Here is a 20,062-nt window from a genome sequence, read left to right as displayed (position 1 = left end):
TAAAAAAAGCCGAAGAACCGGCTTAGAAACACCGGTTCTTCGGACTTTTGGTGGACAATTTAAATGTTGCGTCGAGCAAAAGCGATGACAATACACTCGATGCCGAACAGGACGAAGAACATCGCCAACAAGGTCACCAGCGTCACTGCTGCAATCACCGGCTGCATGAACAGCATCAGCGAAACAATGACCGCCAGAATATCCAGAATCAGATAAACGACAAACCAGCCCGTGCCGGCAACGCGCAGATGGCCGACATTGAACAATGAGCCGACAGAATCGACCAGGAACCAGATAGCAAACATCATGGTGATCGTCGCCACGCCTAAGCCAGAATTCAATAAGAAAATCAGGCCAATGACAAGGTCAAAAATCCCCATAATCAAGGAAATCCATGCCAATCTACCGGTAAACTGGCGCAATGTGGAAAAGCCCGCAAGAACCGCAATCCCTCGAATAATGGCAACGACGGCAAAGATAAAGGTAACCGTCCTTAATGTTGCTAACGGGTACCGTAAGACCACAAAAGCAGCAACCAGAAACAGAATACCGGTGATGAACTGCCCCCAGTCAAAGCCAAAACTCTTTCGATTCAACATATTATTCCCTACTTTCTTGATCATTTATATCATACCATTTCAAAAAGTAATTCAATAAATTGAATTGCCAGAATTTTTAAAGATTTTTAAAGATACGGGCAAATGCCACTAGCCACGCATGATACGTAGCCTTTAAAAAGTGATCAAAAATCGGTCAAACGCTGCTCATTTATGTACATAAATAGTCGCGGTTTTAAACGCGACTATCAAACGCATTATTTCTTGGTGCTGCTTTTGGCCTGACCATCCTTGCCGGCAGCCGCTTCCTTGGTCCGTTTGGTGTCACGGATCAGAACCGGTTTGAGATATTGGCCGGTATAACTGTCAGCCACCTCGGCGACTTGTTCGGGCGTGCCTGTGGCAATGACACGGCCACCGCCATCCCCGCCTTCAGGACCCAGATCAATGACCCAGTCGGCAGATTTAACCACATCCAGATTGTGTTCAATGACCAAAACCGTGTTGCCTTCATCGACTAAGCGTTCCAGCACTTCCAGCAAGCGCTTAATATCATCGGTATGCAAACCGGTCGTCGGTTCATCCAGAATATAAAAGTTCTTACCGGTCGAAAGCTTCTGCAACTCACTGGCCAGCTTCATCCGCTGCGCCTCACCACCGGAAAGGGTTGTAGCACTTTGACCCAGCTTCACATAGCCCAAGCCGACATCCACAATCGTCTGCAACTTACGGCGAATCTTTGGAATGTTTTTGAAGAAATCGGTCGCTTCTTCAACGGTCATATCCAACACTTCGGCAATGTTCTTGCCTTTATACGTGACCTCCAGGGTTTCGGAATTGTACCGTTTGCCGTGGCAAACTTCACACGGCACATATACATCTGGCAAGAAATTCATTTCAATCTTGATAATCCCGTCACCTTTACAGTTTTCACAGCGACCGCCCTTGATGTTAAAACTGAACCGTCCTTTTTTGTAACCGCGCAGTTTGGCTTCGTTGGTTTCTGCAAATAATCCGCGAATATCATCAAAAACGCTGGTATAGGTAGCTGGATTGCTCCGTGGCGTCCGACCGATTGGACTCTGATCAATATTGATTAGCTTCTCAATATTTTTATAACCCAGAATCTTATCATATGGTCCGGGTTTTTCAGAGTTGTGATTCAGCTTTTGGGCCAAGGCTCGCCGCAAAATCGAATTGACAAGCGTTGACTTGCCCGATCCGGAAACCCCGGTAACCACAATAAACTTGCCTAATGGAAAATCAACATTGATGTGCTTGAGATTATGGTCGGCAGCCCCTTCCAAACGGATCACTTTGCCATTGCCTGTCCGACGCTTCAACGGTACCGGAATAAACTTACGGCCAGATAGGTATTGCCCCGTGATCGACTTGCGTACCCGCGCCACTTGCTTAGGCGTTCCGGCCGCCATGATCCGGCCGCCATGGTCACCGGCACCCGGACCGACATCGATCAGGTAATCGGCTGCCCGCATGGTGTCCTCGTCATGTTCAACCACAATGAGCGTATTGCCTAAATCACGCATTTTTTTCAAAGAGGCGATTAAGCGATCGTTGTCGCGTTGATGCAGGCCGATTGACGGCTCATCCAGAACATACATGACCCCGCTCAAATTGGATCCGATCTGAGTTGCCAACCGAATACGCTGCGCCTCGCCGCCAGATAGCGTCCCGGCGCTACGACTCAAGGTCAGATAGCCAAGGCCGACATTGACAAGAAAAGTTAAACGATCGACAACCTCTTTCACGATTGGCTGAGCAATCACACTTTCAGCCTCGCTCAGCTGAATCTGCTTAAAGAACGGTAAGGCATCTTTGATCGCCAAATCGGAAACTTCGGCAATATCACGACCGGAAATTTTTACGGCAAGTGCTTGCCGATTCAGCCGCTTGCCATGGCAAACCGGGCAAGGCAGCGCGGTCATGTAACTCCGCATCTGTTGGCGTGTAAAATCGCTGTTGGTCTCGGCATAGCGCCGGGAAATGTTGGTCAGTACCCCTTCAAACGGCACATCGACATCCCGAACGCCGCCAAAATCATTTTCATAATGGAAATGGAACGGCTTGCCATTGCTGCCATCAAGAACGACGGTGCGTTCCCGCTTGGTCAACTTCTCAAACGGCACATCCATGCGCACTTTAAAGGCCGTTGCGGCTTGTTCCAACAATTCCGGATAGTACTGGGAACTGATGGGATTCCACGGAGCAATCGCGCCTTGTGCCAAGGTCATGCTTGGATCCGGGACGACCAGATCCATATCGACCGTGAGCTTAACCCCTAAGCCATCACATTCCGGGCAGGCACCAAATGGGGCATTGAACGAAAAGAGGCGCGGCTCCATTTCACCAATGGTAAAGCCACAAATCGGGCAGGCAAAATGTTCGGAAAAACGTAACGTCTCGCCGCCGATCACATCGACATTGGCATAACCTTCGGACAAACGTAACGCCGCTTCGAATGAATCAAACAACCGGCTGCGCGCTTCAGGCTTCACCACAATCCGGTCAATCACGATATCAATATCATGAGCCTTGTTTTTATCCAGCTCATAGTCGGCCGTTGCGTCCATCACTTCGCCGTCAACGCGCATGCGCACATAACCTTCACGCATAATCTTGGCGAAGACTTTCTTATGACTGCCTTTTTTGCGCCGCACAATTGGCGACAGAATCTGAATGCGGCTCTTTTCCGGTAATGCTAAGACGCGATCCACCATTTGTTCGACACTCTGGCTCGTAATCGGTGTCCCATCGTTCGGACAAATCGGATGACCGACCCGCGCCCACAACAACCGCAGATAATCGTTGATTTCCGTGACGGTGCCGACCGTTGAACGGGGATTCTTGGAGGTCGTCTTTTGATCAATCGAAATCGCCGGACTGAGGCCATCAATCGAGTCGACATCTGGTTTCTCCATCTGGCCTAAGAATTGACGCGCATAGGCAGACAGACTTTCAACATACCGGCGCTGGCCTTCTGCATATAACGTATCAAACGCCAGGCTGGACTTGCCAGAACCTGACAGCCCCGTCATGACCACGAGTTTGTTACGGGGAATGGTCACGTCAATATTCTTTAAGTTATGGGCACGTGCCCCATGGATCACAATTTTATCATTTGCCATTCACAAAAAATCTCCTCATTTAAAACAAGCCGCCCGTAGCCAGAACGTCACCCCATCTGGCACGACAAAGCGGATCAGTTCCTGCGTCTCAGCCAACGCCAGGATCACGACAACAAAACAGCCACGATCGCCGGATCTAATCAAGGTAATCATGGCTGACTTTGTTTCATCATGCAAGTTCGTTACAAAAATCTCAAGACATATCTGCCTGCAACTCCAGAATAGTATCCCGTAACGATGCCGCCTGTTCGAAATCCAGTTTCTTGGCCGCCGCCTGCATTTGTGAACGCAGGTTGGCCACCAATTCTTTCTTATCGGCTTTGGTCATGTCTTCATAGTCAACCTCGGCAAAGGTCTTCTTGGCCTCGGCTTTCTCATCGTCAGACTGTTCGTAGGTCGAAATAGCTGCCCGAATCGGTTTGATAATGGTCTTAGGCTGAATATGATGTTCTTCGTTAAACTTCTCCTGAATCGCCCGCCGCCGCTTGGTTTCATCAATCGCGGCCTTCATCGAATCAGTGACTTTGTCCGCATACATAATCACTTTACCGTGCTCATTACGCGATGCCCGGCCGATCGTCTGGATTAAGGATCGTTCTGCCCGCAAGAAGCCTTCCTTGTCAGCATCAAGAATCGCAATCAGCGAAACTTCCGGCACATCAATGCCTTCACGTAAAAGGTTAATGCCAATGAGCACATCAAATTTACCAAGCCGTAAATCACGAATGATCTTTGTCCGCTCCAGCGTCTTGATATCGCTATGCAGGTAGCGGACTTTAATGCCCATATCCTTCAGATAATCAGTCAGATCTTCCGCCATTTTTTTAGTCAAAGTGGTAATGAAGACCCGTTCATGAGCATCAATGCGTTTGTTGATTTCACCAACCAGATCATCGATTTGTCCCATCACCGGACGCACTTCAATCTTCGGATCCAGCAAACCGGTTGGCCGAATAATCTGCTCAGCAATATCTTCTTTGGGTACGCGACTCAATTCGTAAGGCCCCGGGGTGGCACTGACATACAAAATGCGCTTGACATGCTTTTCAAACTCGTCGATCTTCAGCGGCCGATTGTCCAACGCGCTTGGCAAACGAAAGCCATAATCAATCAGCATCTGTTTCCGCGCCCGGTCACCGTTGTACATCCCCTTAACCTGCGGCATCGTCACATGGCTTTCGTCAACCATGATCGTAAAGTCTTTCGGGAAAAAGTCTAACAGTGTGTACGGCGGCTCGCCCGGTTTGCGGCCATCCATGTGGCGAGAATAATTTTCGATGCCACTGGTGAAGCCCATTTCGCGCATCATTTCAATGTCATAGTTGGTCCGCTGTTCCAAGCGTTGCGCTTCAAGCAACTTGTTTTCGCCGCGTAACACCTTCAATCGGTCTTCCAATTCCGCCGAAATGCTCTTGATCGCGCGTTGCATCTGTTCGTCACTGGTCATAAAGTGGGTGGCCGGGAAAATGGCAACATGATCTCGCGTGCCGATGACTTCACCGGTCAATGCGTCCACTTCAGTAATTCGGTCAATCTCGTCACCGAAAAATTCAACGCGAATGGCATGATCGTCACGGCTAGCCGGGAAAATTTCAACAACATCCCCGCGAACCCGAAAACGGCCACGCTGAAAATCAATGTCATTGCGATCAAATTGGATATCGACCAGTTGCCGCAGCAACGTATTCCGATCAATGGTCATGCCGGTTCGTAGTGAAAGCACATGATTTTTATATTCATGCGGATCACCTAATCCAAAGATCGATGATACCGACGCCACCACAATCACGTCGTTTCGTTCAAGTAACGCACTGGTTGCACTATGCCGCAACTTGTCAATTTCGTCATTAATGGCACTGTCTTTTTCAATATACGTGTCCGTGCTAGGCACATATGCTTCAGGCTGATAATAATCATAGTAAGAGACAAAATATTCAACCGCATTATGCGGGAAGAATTCCTTAAACTCGCCATAGAGCTGTCCCGCTAAGGTTTTATTGTGCGATAAAATCAAAGTCGGCTTATTCAGGTTGGCGATGATGTTGCTCATCGTAAATGTCTTCCCTGTTCCGGTCGCACCTAACAGGATTTGTTCTTTCTTGCCTTCTTCAAACCCTTTTGTCAGCTTGGCAATCGCCTGAGGTTGGTCCCCAGCCGGCTGATAAGGTGAAACCAGATCAAATTTACGATCAGCGATTCGTTCGATCATCGACATGCCTCCAATCAACATGTGACGCGCGGCTATTCCCACGCGCATTAACATCCATTTGTATGCGGTGTCCCGCCGTTGTACCAAAATTTTTCATCAAAAAAGTTGGAACCGATTTGAAACGCATTCCAACTTCCAACTTGCATATTATAACATAGCGAACATACTTTCGCTACTTACTTGGCTCGTGTTCAGCCATGGTTGCTTTGGTCAATTTGGCCAATTGATCACGACTGGCAAACTTCTCTTCCAACATATCCGGCAAAACCTGATCGAGGAAGTACCGGACACTTGGCCGATTCTTAAATTCCAGAATGGTACTCAGACTTTCCGTGTAAATATCAAGAAAGACCTGTTCCGGATTACCTTTTTCAATTTCGCCAAATCCTTCGTAGAGCAAGTCAATTTTATCGGCCACGCTTAAAATTTGGCCTTCAAGCGTGTCGTCTTTGCCTTCGGATAATCGGCGGCGATAACGATCCTGGAAATCGCGCGGAATTTCATTTTTGATGAAGTTCTCCGTCATCGTGGCCTCAACGTCAGCAAGCATCTGCCGCAATGTCGGCGTGGCATATTTGACCGGCGTTTTGATATCGCCGATGAAACGTTCCGTGTAATCATGGTTCAGCGACTTTTCGTAGAGCATCTGCCAATTAACCTTGTTCCCCGCCAATTCCTCGACATCGCCCAGCATCTGTGCGATTTCCGCAACCTTAAAGCTGTGGGCCGCCACCGAGTGCTCCTGATACTTGAAAAAGCCCGGTGCCCGCCGCAGTGTCTCCAGATTACTCAGTCCTTGGATAAATTGGTGCATGCCCATGTCAAAATGACCTCCTGTTGTTTGTTGTGACGATCAAAAAATTACTTAAATTGCTAAAAGACTACCACCATAGCCAGACCATTGCAAGGTGTTTCACATTTTGGAACTTGGTTGTACATAAGTGAATGCAAACAAATAGACCCTGAATGTTTCGTCAGGATCTATTTAAGCTTACGCAGAAAACACCTTTACCACGCTGATTGGTTTAGGCTTCTTCACGAAAATCATTCAAGGCTTTTTCGAACGCCTCGAGTTTCTCTTGCGCTTTTGCGTCAGTTTCTGCCTTGGTGCCAACATAGAATTTGACTTTTGGCTCCGTGCCGGATGGGCGAATTGCAATCCAAGTGCCGTCTTCCAAAATATATTTCAGTACATTGCTGGATGGCATCGTCAGTTTTTCAACCGTGCCGTCTGCCGACTTCGCTTCTTGACTCAGGAAGTCTTCCACTTTGGCAATCTTGACACCGGCAAAATCATCCGGCTGCTCTTCGCGGAACTTCGTCATGAGATTAGCCATTTGCTTTGGACCGTCAACGCCTTCAAAATCAACGCCAACCGTCTTTTCAGCATAATAACCGTATTTCTTGTACAGTTCCTGAACGCCATCCCAAAGTGTCTTGCCTTGTGACTGGTAGTAAGCGGCTACTTCAGCCAGCAAGACCGTGGACTGGATCGCGTCTTTATCCCGAACGAATGGTTTGATCAGGTAGCCATAGCTTTCTTCAAAGCCAAAGAGGAACTCGTGCTCGCCTGTGGCTTGGAAGTGCTTGATCTGATCCCCGATAAACTTGAAGCCGGTCAAAACATTGATCATGTCCACGCCGTAATCTTTCGCAATCGCCGTCGCTAATTCGGTTGAAACGATTGACTTCACAACTGCGCCGTTTTTCGGCAACGTGCCGGCTTGTTTGCGGGCTTCGAGAATATAGTGCAACAATACCGAAGCAATTTGATTACCGGTCAGCAACTGATAATGGTCGCCAACTTTGACCGCGGTCCCCAAACGATCAGCATCCGGATCAGTGGCAATCAACACATCCGCACCGATTTTCTTGCCCAATGCGATCGGCAAATCAAAGACTTGGGCAAATTCAGGGTTCGGGAACGGGGTTGTCGCAAATTCCGGATCGGCAATGCTTTGTTCCGGAACCAAGCGGAAGTTTTCAAACCCGGCATTGCGCAAAACCATTTGTGCCGGAATGCGGCCAGTGCCATGTAGCGGGCTATAAACCAGCGACATGTTCTTCCCAACAGTGTGGACCAATTCAGGATTGATCGTCACTGTAGCAACTTCGGCGTAATAGGCTTCATCCACGTCCTCGCCGATCAGCTGCATCAATTTCTTGGCCCGCAATTCGTGAACATTTAACGCTTTAATCGCAAAAAGATCAGATGCCGACCGAGCGTACTTGGTAATTTTGTCGGATTCTTCCGGCGGCATTTGACCGCCATCTGGACCATAAATCTTGTAGCCATTGTATTGCTTCGGGTTATGACTGGCCGTAATCATAATCCCGGCGTAAGTCTTCAAATGGCGTACCGCAAAACTCAACTCCGGTGTTGGCCGCAGCTGGTCAAACACATAACTCTTGATGCCGTGAGCGCCAAGCACACCGGCACTTTGATAAGCAAATTCCTGACTCATGTAGCGGGAATCATAGCTAATGGCCACGCCGCGCGCCTTTGTTTCATCCGTTAAGGTGTCCATAAACCGCGCCAGACCCTCAGTTGCCTGGCGTACCGTATAAATGTTCATCCGGCCAATGCCGGCACCAAGAACGCCGCGCATGCCAGCAGTCCCAAATGCCATGGGGGCAGCAAACGCTTCTTCCTTAGTTGTTTCGTCGTCGGCCATTTTCTTAAGATCAGCTTTTAGCTCCGGATCAAGTGTTGGTTCATCGACCCATTGTTGATACGTATCACGGTAACTCACGTGATCAGCTCCTATCTGTCTAAATTGATAATTTCGGGTACAGCCCTTCCCTTTCCAATCATACTATAAGTAACCAACGCTTGGTTGAAAACGCGCTCAAATAAGAAAATTCTTTTGCGATCCATTGAGAAGTTGGGGCAATAAATTCTATACCGTGCCAAACTCCGCAATCTCCGGCCAGCTGGGGCTGGAACGGGGTGGGCACGACTTTGAGCCTCAGCAGACCCGGCTGAGTCTCAAAGATCGGCCTTGGCCTAAAACGGGAAAACCGCCCGTTAAGGCCAATTTCACCCCTGAGCCCCATCTGGCCTACGATTGCTCCGCTTTGGCACTAAGATCTCAAGAGACTTGACAAATTATTCATAAGTAAACAAAAAACAAACTTACCACCATCGTATCAACGGAAAGTAAGTTTGCTTTTAAAGTTTGACCTTATACTAGGCCATGGCAGTTTCCTATTTTTAGCTTCGAATCAATTCTAGTACACTAAAAATAACTAAGCTTTAACTTCAATGTTGGTATCGTTCAAACTTTGGATATAGTTGAAAACGCCTTGCCCAGCAGTACCGCCTTCGCCTACCGCTGTGGTGATCTGCCGCAGGTCTTTGGCACGAACGTCACCGATGGCAAAGATGCCCGGTACCTTTGTCCGCATGTGATCATCGGTTGGAATCCAGCCATGATCGTCCAGAATGCCGAGATCCTGGAATGGTTCGGTCATCGGCATGATGCCGACATAAATGAAGACACCGGCAACTGGCAGGACATGCTCTTCTCCGGTTTCCTTGTCGCGATACTTGACGCCGGTTACTTTCATGTCATCGCCTTGGATTTCCTGAACCTGGGCGTTCCAGACAAAATGCATCTTGTCATTGCCAAAAGCGCGTTTCTGGATAATCTGTTGCGCACGCAGTTGATCGCGGCGGTGAATAACCGTTACCTTTTTGGCCATTTGGGTCAGGTAAAGGCCTTCCTCGATCGCTGAATCGCCACCGCCAATAACGGCAAGTTCACGGTCCTTAAAGAAGGCCCCGTCGCAGACTGCGCAGTACGAAACACCACGGCCACTGTAGGCTTCTTCGCCGGGCACACCCAGCTTTTTGTGTTCTGCGCCTGTCGCAATCACAATCGCCTTGGCTTCAAATTCGTCTTCATCAGTCTTGACCAACTTGGTTGCGCCATGATTCTGAACGCTGATCACATTACCATAGGCGTATTCTGCACCAAATTGAGTGGCGCCATCATACATTTTTTGGCCAAGATCAGGCCCAAGGATTGACTTGTAACCCGGATAGTTTTCTACTTCAGCGGTGTTGTTCATTTGACCGCCATAGACACCGCGATCAAGCATTAACACTGACAAATTGGCACGCGAAGCATAAAGCGCCGCCGTCATGCCGCCAGGACCGGCACCGATCACGATTACATCATATTTTTTTGCCATGGGCAGTCTCTCCTTTTGCCGTATTGCTTACAAATAGTAAGCTACGTAGTCTAATATACAGGGTTTTAGTGCTTTTGTAAACTAGCATTATCAAAATCAAATTCCGGCTTGCCGGATCGCTGCATGAGATCGGTAATGACCGCGCGAATCGGGGCATTTTCATACAAGACCTGGTAAATCGCATCGGTAATCGGCATATCGACGCCCAGCTCACGCGCCATGTGATGGGCAACCTTGGTCGTTGAAACGCCTTCGACCACCATCCCCATATTCTTCAACACGTCTGGAAGCTTCTCACCTTGACCCAACGCGTTACCAGCGCGCCAATTGCGGCTATGAACGGAAGTGCAAGTCACAATTAAGTCGCCGACACCGGATAGGCCGATAAACGTGAGCGGCTCGGCACCTAGTTTTACGCCCACCCGGCTGATTTCTGCCAGCCCGCGGGTCATCAAGGCAGCTTTGGTGTTATCGCCATAGCCGAGGCCATGCAGCGCACCGGCACCGATGGCAATCACATTTTTTAACGCTGCGCCGATTTCGACGCCGATCACATCGGTATTCGTGTAAAGCCGAAAATAGTCGTTCATGAATAATTGTTGCACTTTTTTCGCCAGCGGTAAATCTTCAGATGCGGCGGTTAAGGTGGTAATGTCATGCGTAGCAACATCTTCGGCATGACTCGGCCCGGAAATCACAACAATACCCTGAATGAGATCCGGTGGCAAGACCTCAGCCAAAACCTGCGAAATTCGCAACTCACTGCCGCGTTCCAAGCCTTTTGCCGCATGGACAATAATCGGCTGTTCGCCGCGGCCACGGTGCGCCTGCAAAATCGGCTTGACTTGTTCGGCCACACTGCGAATGGCATTGGTCGGCACCACAAATAAAATCACGGTCGCCTGGTCCAACGCCTGGCCTAAATCTGCGGTCACGTGAAGCGCATCGTGTAATGAAAATTCAGCACCCAGGTAGTGCTCATTTTTGTGAGTCTGCTTCATGGTCGCAACTTGTTCCGGACTATGACTCCATAAATAAACGTCATGACCATTTTCTGTTAGCAAGTTTGCTAACACCGTTCCCCATGAACCAGCACCTAACACTGCTATTTTTGTCGGCACAAAATCACTCCTATTCAACTGCTTTCAGCGGATTGCCGTCTAAATACCACGCAACGTCTCCCCGGCGCCGCCGATACCAGATTAACGCACCAGCCGCGATGAACAAAATAATCGACAGAATCTGGGAAACCCGCAGACCTGGCACCACATATAACGAATCGGTCCGCATGCCTTCAACAAAGAAGCGGCCGAAGCTGTACCACATCACGTAACTCAAGACGATCTCGCCTTGCTTGAACCAATGCTGGTGATGCCGCACTGTCATGATTAAGGCAAATCCAACCAGATTCCACATACTTTCATACAAAAATGTCGGCTGGCGATATGCGCCACCAATATTCATTTGCTGAATGATAAACTCTGGCAGATGCAAGCCGCGTAAGTAAGCCAGACTTGTGATCGCACCATGGGCTTCCTGATTCATGAAATTGCCCCAGCGGCCAATCGCTTGCGCCAGCATCACTGTAGGCGCCGCAATGTCCAGCACGAGCCAGGCTGGTAGCCACTCAATGCGACAATAAATCGCAAAAACAATCACGCTAGCAATCAAGGCCCCATAAATCGCAATACCGCCATGCCAGATGGCAATGATCTCGCCGGGATGGGCGGCATAATATGGCCATTCAAATGCTACATAATAAAGGCGCGCCCCGATGAGTGCAAATGGCAACGCCCACAAAATTAAATTCAGAATGTGATCTTCTTTAATACCGCGTTTTGGTGCTTCCTTCATCGCCAGATAGACTGCCAGTAAAACGGCGCTGGCAATAATAATCCCGTACCAATGAACTTCCAGACCACCCAACTGAAACGCGATTGGATTGAGTACTAATAACAAGTTATTTTTCCTCCGAACTGCTCTGGTCGCTTGCTTCGTTATGTTCGATCAGATGATTAAGATTTTTTTCGAATGTCTTGGTCGCATCATAGCCCATTGACTTGGCGCGGAAATTCATGGCTGCCACTTCAATGATGATCGCTAGGTTACGCCCAACTTTAACCGGTATCGTAATCTTAGGAACCGGTACGTCAAAAATAAGCTGTGTCTGTTCACCGGAACCCAGCCGGTCAAAAGTCTTATCCGGCGTCCAGTTTTCCAGGTGAACGATCAGTGAAATCGTTGTGTCTTCGCGAACAGCACCGGCACCAAAAAGATTCATGACATCAATAATGCCCAAGCCGCGAATTTCCAGCAGATGTGAAAGGATCGGCGGCGCAGCACCCACGATGGTTTGTTCATCCTGTTGATAAACATCCACCCGGTCATCTGCGATCAGCCGGTGCCCACGTTGAACCAGTTCTAAAGCCGTTTCTGATTTACCAACGCCGGAATCGCCGGTGATCAGCACGCCCAGACCATAAATATCAACCAAAACGCCATGCATACTGCGGCGTTCTGCCAGCTGTCCGTCTAAGTATTCGGTGATCAAGCTTGACAGCCGCGTTGTCGGTAACCGTGAACCCAATACCGGAATATGCGCCGCGGTGGCCGCCGTAATCATTTCCGCCGGTGGTTGCAACCCGCGCGACACCAGAAACGCCGGGGTGTCCTCGGTTGCCATCCGTTTCAAAATCAATAACCGCTCTTCCGAGGACATATTCCGCGCAAATGAAATTTCTGTCCGACCAAAAAGTTGAATCCGTTCATGCGGATAATAATTAAAGTAACCTGTCAACTCAAGTCCGGGACGCGAAATATCGCTCAAAACGACCTGCCGAGAATCAAGATACTCCTCACCACTGTATACCTCAAGCTTAGTCGCCTTGACGAGTTGCCGTACCGTCACGCTGTCTGCCATGAAGTCCACCTTTCTTTCGCCATGTTTGCTTCATTTTACCATAACTCGGTGAACCACACGGGAACGACAGAGAAAATAGCTTTCAAAGTCGCCGCATTTCGCCAGAATAAGGTCAAAAGGTTGCTTCCCATTAGTGCGCCGGATTACGCTAAGATAAAAAGAGTCGGTCCCCCTAGACAACTTTCGTCTTGAGAACCGACTCTTACCGCAGCTTTCAATCAAGCCGCACTATTTTTTACCCACAAAAATCATATTCATCACTGAAATGATGATGGCCAGTACCATGGTCGAGCCAAAACCGCTGAAAACAATTCCGGGAACAAACCACGTCATCATACTGAGCATCAAGCCGTTGAGGACGATTAAAAACAACCCTAACGTGAGAATTGTAATTGGAATCGACAGAATCACCAGGATTGGTCGTAGCAAGCCATTAAGAACTCCTAAAACAAGCGCACCGACAACGGCCACACCAAAGCCCGCAACATAGAGTTGACTAGGAAACAGTTGCGCATAGATTAAGAAAACGGCGGTTGTGATGATGGTACGTTTGATGAAATTCATGACTAGAAATCGCTCCAATCATCATCATGTGACTCGGTAACGTGGGTGGCGTTTTTACGCGGTCGCGACGTACCTTGATCGCGATATGGATGCCGTGGGCCACGGCGGCCATCACGGTCATGGCGCGAGAATAGCCATACAGCCAAAACCACCAGAAGTGCCGGTACAATTAACATTTTCAACAAGATGATCCCGATCGCAAATACCGCCACCAAAACCAAGCCAACGATGAAAAACATTAATGGAATTAATAGAAAAGGCATAAGCGATCCCCCTTAGTCATTTGAATCTTTCAATTGAATATTGCCACTGGTCGTATTGAGTTTCAACTCACTACTGCCGGTTCCTGGACGCTCCAGTCCGAAGCGTTTGCTACCTTTTGCCGGTTCAGTCACATTGCTCAGGCGACTCTTAATACTGCCAAAATGGGTCCGGGCTTCGCCATTCAAGGCAATCGAAGCCGGTACGGCAACTTTCACATTGCCATTCATCGAAGTCCCTTCGAGTTTGGTAAAGTCGGTGTGATAGGTGGCACGGACCGTCCCATTCACGGTTTTCAGTGCGGCAGTTGCTGAGTCGGCATCAACGGAAACGTCGCCGTTGACAGTGGTCAACAATAAATCATGTGTGCGCCCGCCCTGAACCTTGATAGAACCATTGACACCTTCACTCTCGATCATGACACCATCAATATTGGTGAAGGTCATTTGACCGTTGGTGCTCTTAACATAGAAATCTTTTCCGGTCATGCCGGTCAGATCCGCACTACCGTTGAGTAAGCGCACAGCCACATGATCATAGCTGCGTTTTGGCAGTGAAATGACTAGGTCGGCCTGGACGCGCTTATTAGGCACCTGGAAGCTGAAATGGTCATCGGTGACATCAATCCGGCTGCGGTCTTTAAACGCGTCCAGCGGTGTCGGCGCATCCATCTTGCCGTACAGCTTGATAGCAGCTTCGACTTGAATACCCGGTTGATCCCAAGGTTTAAAATGCACGTCACCATTAGCAACCTTCACATCCAAAATGGTTGCCTTACTGTCAGGAAACTTAAATACATGCTCGAACTTCTCTGTGGCTAGGCCAGGAACGGTAACGGTGACATTCTTCCAATCAACATTGTCCAGTACATTGTTGACGGTATCTTTGACAAAGCCGCCGATTTGCGAGGTCGCATCCCCGATGTTTTTGCCAAGTTCGGAAAAGACGTCACGGGCATCTTTTTGCCACTCGTCATTGAAAATCTTATCACCGATCTTTTGACGTTCCAGATCGTGTTTCTGATGACGGAGTGTGGCGAGGTTAGCTTTGAGCGACTCAACCTGGCCGTTTAACTCGGCTAGTTGATCGGTGAGTTTCTGATTCTCCTGCTTTAATTCCCCACGCTTTTGGTATTTCTCTGGGGACAAAGCTTCAAGATCTTCCATCGTGTCTAAGACGATAATCTGTTCGTTATTAGCTTCAATTTGCTTGTTGATGCTGGTTACTTGCGTTGTTGCCGCATCCAACGCACCGGCTGCTTCGGCAATCTCGGTGTTGAGTTCGGTCAACGCAGCATCGGTGTCAGTATCGGTTTCTTCGTGATCATCGTGCTTGGCTTGATCATGCGTATCTGACTCCGAGTTGTCTTCGGGAGCAGTATGATCGGCCGGGCTGTCGGCTTGGGAGCCTTGCTGTTTGGCGAGGTTCTCCAAAAGTACCAGTGCCTCTTCGCTTGAAATAACGCCTTTTTTGACGAGGTCTAAAATTCTTTCGCGTTCATTCATGGGTTATCCCTCCAGGATTTGATTACATGATTAGTATGCACGGAATTTGACCACGGCGCATAGGTCCAAAGGTTGATTTTTAAACGGGTCGGAAGACGGACGGTCATCGATATTGAAAGTGGCTAGGTCATAATTCATTGTCACAATATAAAGGCGGGCACAATTCCGACATTTCGAAATTGTGTCCGCCATTTGTTTCGTCATGAATAACTTATCAGAAGTTTTGAGATCTTAGTGCCAAAGCGGAGCAATCGGAGGCCAGATGGGGCTCAGCCGTGGAATTGTTGTTGGTGGGGCGCTCTTTGCCCCGCCTACAACAAGGCCGAGCTTCGAAACCGCGGGCTTTGCGGGTTCGAAGTCGTGCCCACAGCGTTCCAGCCCCATCTGGCCGGAGATTGCGGAGGTTGGCACGGCTTGGAACTTATTGCCTAAGCTTCCCCCGCATCATCGGAATCATGACTCGGCCTCTTGAATTGGACAAAAATGCTAACTGAGCACTTTTAACAATCCCCATTGTTAAAGTGTCCCTTCATCAGAACTTGTCTTCAATCGCATTGGAGTTAAGTTCAGTGATTTTCCCGGTCTTTAAGTAAACAATCCATTCGCAGATGTTGGTGACATAATCACCGATTCGTTCCAGATAAGAGGAGACCAGCATATAGTCCATCGAACCAACCACGGTTTCCGGGTTGTCCTGCATCTGGCGAATACATTCTTTATAAATTCGGGAGGAGAAGTCGTTAATTCCGTGGTCTTCAAGCGCAATTTTTCGCGCCCGCGCGGAGTCTTCCTTAACATACGCGTCCAAAACCTGCTCAACCATTTCCTTGACCGCTTCGGCCATGCCGGCAATCTCGGTTTCGATTTGCGGCACCCGGGTTTTGCCTTTGACGCGAATCGTTGATTTGGCAATGGAAACCGCATGATCACCCATTCGTTCGAGATCAGAACTGGCCTTCATCACCGTCACAATCACCCGCAGATCCGTCGTAACCGGTTGCTGCAGAGCAATCAGTTCAAAGCTGCGTTTTTCCAAATCGACTTCGCGTTCATTGATGTGTTTGTCTTCCTGGATCACTTCGCGGGCCAAACTCTTGTCATGATTAATGAAGGCTTTCACGGACTTATAGATGGCCTCATTGACCATCATCCCCATTTCCGAAAAACGTACATGAAGATCGTTCAATTCGTCAACAAAAAGTCGTCGCATACTACCCCTCCTACCCGAAGCGTCCAGTGATGTAGTCTTCGGTTTCCTTTTCTTTTGGATTTAAAAACATTTGTTTCGTGTCAGCGAATTCGATCAAATTACCGGTTAAGAAAAAGGCCGTTTTGTCCGAGATTCGGGATGCTTGATGCATACTGTGCGTTACCAAAATAATCGTGTACTGATCGCGTAAGCCCAGCAACATATTTTCGATCTGAGTGCTGGATATCGGATCCAAGGCACTGGTCGGTTCATCTAACAAAATAACATCCGGTTTGACCGCCAGCACCCGCGCGATGCACACCCGCTGTTGTTGGCCACCTGACAACGATAACGCACTGTCATGCAAATGGTCTTTGACTTCATCCCAAATGGCCGCTTGCTTTAAGCTTGTTTCAACGGCCTCATCCAGCTTACTTTTATCTTTAACACCGGCCAAACGTAATCCATAAATCACATTTTCATAAATCGAAAAAGGAAAAGGATTCGGTTGTTGAAACACCATGCCAACTTGCTTGCGTAACTGAACCACATCTTCGCTTGGCGCATAGATGTTTTGGCCACGCAAGCTGATCGTGCCGGTAATCGTGACGCCTGGGATCAGATCGTTCATCCGATTAAGCGTGCGTAAATAGGTCGACTTACCACAACCTGAAGGCCCGATTAAAGCCGTGATTTCGTGCTGGTTGAAATCCAGACTAATCCCTTTTAGTGCTTCAAACTTGCCGTAAAAAAGATGAACATCTGAACTGGTAATGATTTTTTGTGCTTCAGCCATGGGGACCTCCTAGCCGAAATGTCCGGAAACATAATCGTTGGTTGCTTTAATCTTGGGACGCGTGAAGATCTTACGGGTTTCATCATATTCAAGTGCGGCGCCGCTATAAAAGAACGCGGTATAGTCGCTAATCCGAGCTGCCTGCTGCATGTTATGTGTAACGATGATAATCGTATACTTATCCTTCAACGCTAGCAAGGTATCTTCGACCGCTGAAGTCGAAATCGGATCCAACGCACTGGCCGGCTCATCAAGCAACAGAATATCCGGCTTCATTGCAATGGCCCGGGCGATACACAACCGTTGTGCCTGACCACCTGACAGCGACATGCCGCTTTGATTCAGATCATCTTTAACCTGATCCCATAAGGCGGCTTGCTTCAAACTGGTTTCAACAATCTCATCCAGCTTCTTTTTGTCCTTAAGACCAAAGCGGCGCAATGCAAAGGCAATATTGTCATAAATAGACTTCGCAAACGGATTAGGCCGTTGGAAAACCATTCCGATGTGTTTGCGCATTTCATAGACATCAACGGCATCGCTGTTAATATCGATGTTGCGATACATGATCTTGCCAGTGACACGGGCACTTTCAATATTATCGTTCATTCGATTCAGCGAACGCAAGTAGGTCGACTTCCCGGAGCCACTCGAGCCGATCAATGCGGTGATTTTATACCGTTCAAAAGGCAGCGATACGCCGTGAATGGCCTCACTGTCGCCATAAAAAACATGCAGGTCCTTCGTTTCAATGGCAATCTCCTGCTTGTCCCGATCAAACGGGCGGATATACGTATCATCTAAAGAATACTTTTCAAGTTCTTGCATCTTGAACCTCCATGCCTTTTCATGATAGGCGCCATGACTATCTTCATCACGTCATCCGCGCAAATCATCATCGTGAACCACGCATTAAGCGGCGGTCATCTTTTTGAATAAACGATTACCAAAATACCGCGCACCCACATTGAAGATTAGAACGGCGATAACCAGCACCGCACTGGCACCGGCGGAAACCGCAACCGCATCCGGCTGAATCCCTTCAGAGTTGATTTTCCAGATATGCACCGCCAGCGTCTCGGCTGGGCGGAACGGGTTCAACGGGCTAGCAATGTTCGCTGGATTCCAATTGGTAAAATCAAGCGCCGGCGCACTTTGTCCAGCCGTATAAATCAATGCCGCAGCTTCACCGAACACACGGCCGGCGCCAAGAATCATCCCGGTAATGATCCCCGGCAACGCTTCAGGCATCACGACATGTAACACCGTTTCCCAGCGTGAAAGTCCAAGGGCCAAGCCTGCTTCGCGCTGCTCATTGCCAACGCCGCGCAATGAATCTTCAACATTTCGCGTTAACAGTGGCAAGTTGAAAACCGTCAATGCCAGCGCACCCGACAAAATCGAAAATCCAAACTTAAACTGCAAAACAAAAATCAGGAAACCAAACAAACCGACAACAACTGATGGCAACGAACTCAGGATTTCAATGGAAGTCCGGATCACATCCGTCAACCAGTTTTTCTTTGCGTATTCACTCAAGTAAATGCCGGCCCCCAAGGAAATCGGCGTTGAAATCAACATGGCCAGCAGTAACAAATAAAACGAGTTGAACAGTTGAATGCCAATCCCACCGCCAGCCTCAAAGCTTTGCGCCGGACTTGTCAGAAAGTGCCAGGAAATATGGGGAACCCCTTGAAACAGAATATAACCAAGCAGGCTTGCCAAAATAATAATGATGATGCCTGAGATAATGTAAAGCACTGTGGTAGCTACTTTATCCGCAATTTTCGGATTCATTTGTTCAGCTCCCCTTTCTTCCCGATCCACCGAATCAACAGGTTAAAGGCCAATGACATCAGCAGCAATAGCAACGCCAAGGACCACAACGCGTTATTGTCAAGCGATCCCATGACGGTATTACCGATGCCGCTGGTTAAAACCGATGTCAGTGTCGAGGCCGGAGACACCAGATTCTTTGGCAACAAGGCCGCATTCCCGATGACCATCTGCACCGCCAAGGCTTCACCAAACGCCCGCGCCATGCCGAAAACGATCCCGGTCAAAATGCCGGGAATGGCTGCTCGCAGAACAACCCGATAAGTCGTCTGCCAGCGAGTCGCACCCAACGCCAACGATGCCTCACGATAATGGCGCGGCACTGCTTTTAGTGCATCAACCGTCATGGACGTCACGGTTGGTAAGATCATGACGAACAAAACAAATGTCCCGGCCAGAATCCCAAAGCCGGTGCCGCCAAAAATGTGACGAATGAACGGCACGATGACGGACAATCCGATAAAGCCATAAACCACTGACGGAATCCCAACCAGCAGCTCAATGACCGGTTGCAGAATCTTTTGCCCCCATTTACGGGAAATTTCAGTCATAAAAATGCCGGCACCAACCGCAAAAGGCGTCGCGATAATTGCCGAAAGGAACGTGACGCCAAACGAGCCGACAATCATCGGCAAAGCCCCGACTTCGGGATTCCCATGAGCATCCTTAATCGAAGGGTTCCAAACACTCTTAGTCAAAAACGACCAAGGATTGATTTTGTTTTGGAAAAAGGTTGCCAGTCCTTTAGATGCAACAAAGAAAAAGATGGCCACCACCACAATCACAATCAAGGTGATACAAAATAGGCTAATCATTTTGCCGCGCCGCTCTAACTTGGCTGAACGCGATTTTTTTAACATCGCTTCTCGAATTGGATCCATC

Annotated in this window: 17 protein-coding genes and 1 pseudogene; 1 reads left to right on the top strand and 17 read right to left on the bottom strand. The window is 48.7% G+C overall.

What is annotated here, in order from left to right; genetic code table 11:
* Positions 1-59 precede the first annotated feature (59 nt).
* The 12 genes from LACSTY_RS04535 to liaX all read right to left on the bottom strand — a co-directional run bounded on the left by LACSTY_RS04535 (position 60) and on the right by liaX (position 15,359).
* On the bottom strand, positions 60-599 hold the full coding sequence (locus tag LACSTY_RS04535) for an HdeD family acid-resistance protein (RefSeq protein WP_010489372.1): 540 nt from the start codon (positions 597-599) through the stop codon (positions 60-62).
* A 215-nt stretch (positions 600-814) separates the two neighbouring features.
* Positions 815-3,703 carry an excinuclease ABC subunit UvrA gene (gene uvrA / locus LACSTY_RS04530; RefSeq protein WP_087911842.1) on the bottom strand — a complete coding sequence of 963 codons (2,889 nt, stop codon included), beginning with the start codon at positions 3,701-3,703 and terminating at the stop codon, positions 815-817.
* A gap of 193 nt (positions 3,704-3,896) precedes the next feature.
* Positions 3,897-5,912, bottom strand: a complete 2,016-nt coding sequence (uvrB, locus tag LACSTY_RS04525) for an excinuclease ABC subunit UvrB (RefSeq protein ID WP_049171476.1) — start codon at positions 5,910-5,912, stop codon at positions 3,897-3,899.
* Positions 5,913-6,084: 172 nt separating this feature from the next.
* Complete coding sequence (locus tag LACSTY_RS04520) at positions 6,085-6,732, bottom strand: YfbR-like 5'-deoxynucleotidase (RefSeq protein ID WP_010489378.1); 648 nt, start codon at positions 6,730-6,732, stop codon at positions 6,085-6,087.
* Positions 6,733-6,937: 205 nt separating this feature from the next.
* Positions 6,938-8,665: a phospho-sugar mutase gene (locus LACSTY_RS04515; protein ID WP_087911841.1), complete on the bottom strand. Its 1,728-nt coding sequence runs from the start codon at positions 8,663-8,665 to the stop codon at positions 6,938-6,940.
* A 496-nt stretch (positions 8,666-9,161) separates the two neighbouring features.
* Positions 9,162-10,109, bottom strand: coding sequence for a thioredoxin-disulfide reductase (trxB, locus tag LACSTY_RS04510; RefSeq protein WP_087911840.1), 948 nt, complete (start codon positions 10,107-10,109; stop codon positions 9,162-9,164).
* 65 nt (positions 10,110-10,174) lie between these two features.
* Complete coding sequence (locus tag LACSTY_RS04505) at positions 10,175-11,230, bottom strand: NAD(P)H-dependent glycerol-3-phosphate dehydrogenase (protein WP_087911839.1); 1,056 nt, start codon at positions 11,228-11,230, stop codon at positions 10,175-10,177.
* Positions 11,231-11,240: 10 nt separating this feature from the next.
* Complete coding sequence (gene lgt / locus LACSTY_RS04500; protein ID WP_010489395.1) at positions 11,241-12,068, bottom strand: prolipoprotein diacylglyceryl transferase; 828 nt, start codon at positions 12,066-12,068, stop codon at positions 11,241-11,243.
* 1 nt (position 12,069) lies between these two features.
* Positions 12,070-13,029, bottom strand: a complete 960-nt coding sequence (gene hprK, locus LACSTY_RS04495) for an HPr(Ser) kinase/phosphatase (RefSeq protein WP_010489397.1) — start codon at positions 13,027-13,029, stop codon at positions 12,070-12,072.
* A gap of 228 nt (positions 13,030-13,257) precedes the next feature.
* Entirely contained in the window at positions 13,258-13,593 is a 336-nt protein-coding gene (locus LACSTY_RS04490; RefSeq protein WP_010489400.1) for a phage holin family protein, read from the bottom strand.
* 2 nt (positions 13,594-13,595) lie between these two features.
* Positions 13,596-13,856 carry a hypothetical protein gene (locus LACSTY_RS04485; RefSeq protein WP_010489401.1) on the bottom strand — a complete coding sequence of 87 codons (261 nt, stop codon included), beginning with the start codon at positions 13,854-13,856 and terminating at the stop codon, positions 13,596-13,598.
* A gap of 12 nt (positions 13,857-13,868) precedes the next feature.
* A complete protein-coding gene (liaX, locus tag LACSTY_RS04480; protein WP_087911838.1) occupies positions 13,869-15,359 on the bottom strand; it encodes a daptomycin-sensing surface protein LiaX in 1,491 nt (496 codons plus the stop codon).
* Between the two features lie 234 nt (positions 15,360-15,593).
* Between liaX and LACSTY_RS14725 the strand changes: the two are divergent.
* Positions 15,594-15,853: pseudogene (locus tag LACSTY_RS14725) on the top strand (hypothetical protein).
* A 38-nt stretch (positions 15,854-15,891) separates the two neighbouring features.
* On the opposite strand, the gene phoU reads toward LACSTY_RS14725, so the two are convergent.
* The 5 genes from phoU to pstC form a co-directional block, all read right to left on the bottom strand.
* Positions 15,892-16,569 (bottom strand): phosphate signaling complex protein PhoU, encoded by a 678-nt coding sequence (phoU, locus tag LACSTY_RS04475; protein WP_010489405.1) that lies wholly within the window; start codon positions 16,567-16,569, stop codon positions 15,892-15,894.
* A gap of 10 nt (positions 16,570-16,579) precedes the next feature.
* On the bottom strand, positions 16,580-17,344 hold the full coding sequence (gene pstB / locus LACSTY_RS04470; RefSeq protein WP_010489407.1) for a phosphate ABC transporter ATP-binding protein PstB: 765 nt from the start codon (positions 17,342-17,344) through the stop codon (positions 16,580-16,582).
* 9 nt (positions 17,345-17,353) lie between these two features.
* Positions 17,354-18,172 (bottom strand): phosphate ABC transporter ATP-binding protein PstB, encoded by an 819-nt coding sequence (pstB, locus tag LACSTY_RS04465; RefSeq protein WP_025012524.1) that lies wholly within the window; start codon positions 18,170-18,172, stop codon positions 17,354-17,356.
* An 84-nt stretch (positions 18,173-18,256) separates the two neighbouring features.
* Complete coding sequence (gene pstA / locus LACSTY_RS04460) at positions 18,257-19,141, bottom strand: phosphate ABC transporter permease PstA (protein ID WP_010489412.1); 885 nt, start codon at positions 19,139-19,141, stop codon at positions 18,257-18,259.
* Positions 19,138-20,061 carry a phosphate ABC transporter permease subunit PstC gene (gene pstC / locus LACSTY_RS04455; protein ID WP_025012523.1) on the bottom strand — a complete coding sequence of 308 codons (924 nt, stop codon included), beginning with the start codon at positions 20,059-20,061 and terminating at the stop codon, positions 19,138-19,140. The genes pstA and pstC overlap by 4 nt, the downstream gene beginning before the upstream one ends.
* Position 20,062 lies beyond the last annotated feature (1 nt).

Origin of the sequence: Lacticaseibacillus styriensis, from assembly GCF_030770295.1 — a bacterium.
Taxonomy (GTDB): domain Bacteria; phylum Bacillota; class Bacilli; order Lactobacillales; family Lactobacillaceae; genus Lacticaseibacillus; species Lacticaseibacillus casei.
Note: the sequence above shows the minus strand (reverse complement) of the source record. Positions and strands in the feature narration are given on the sequence as shown.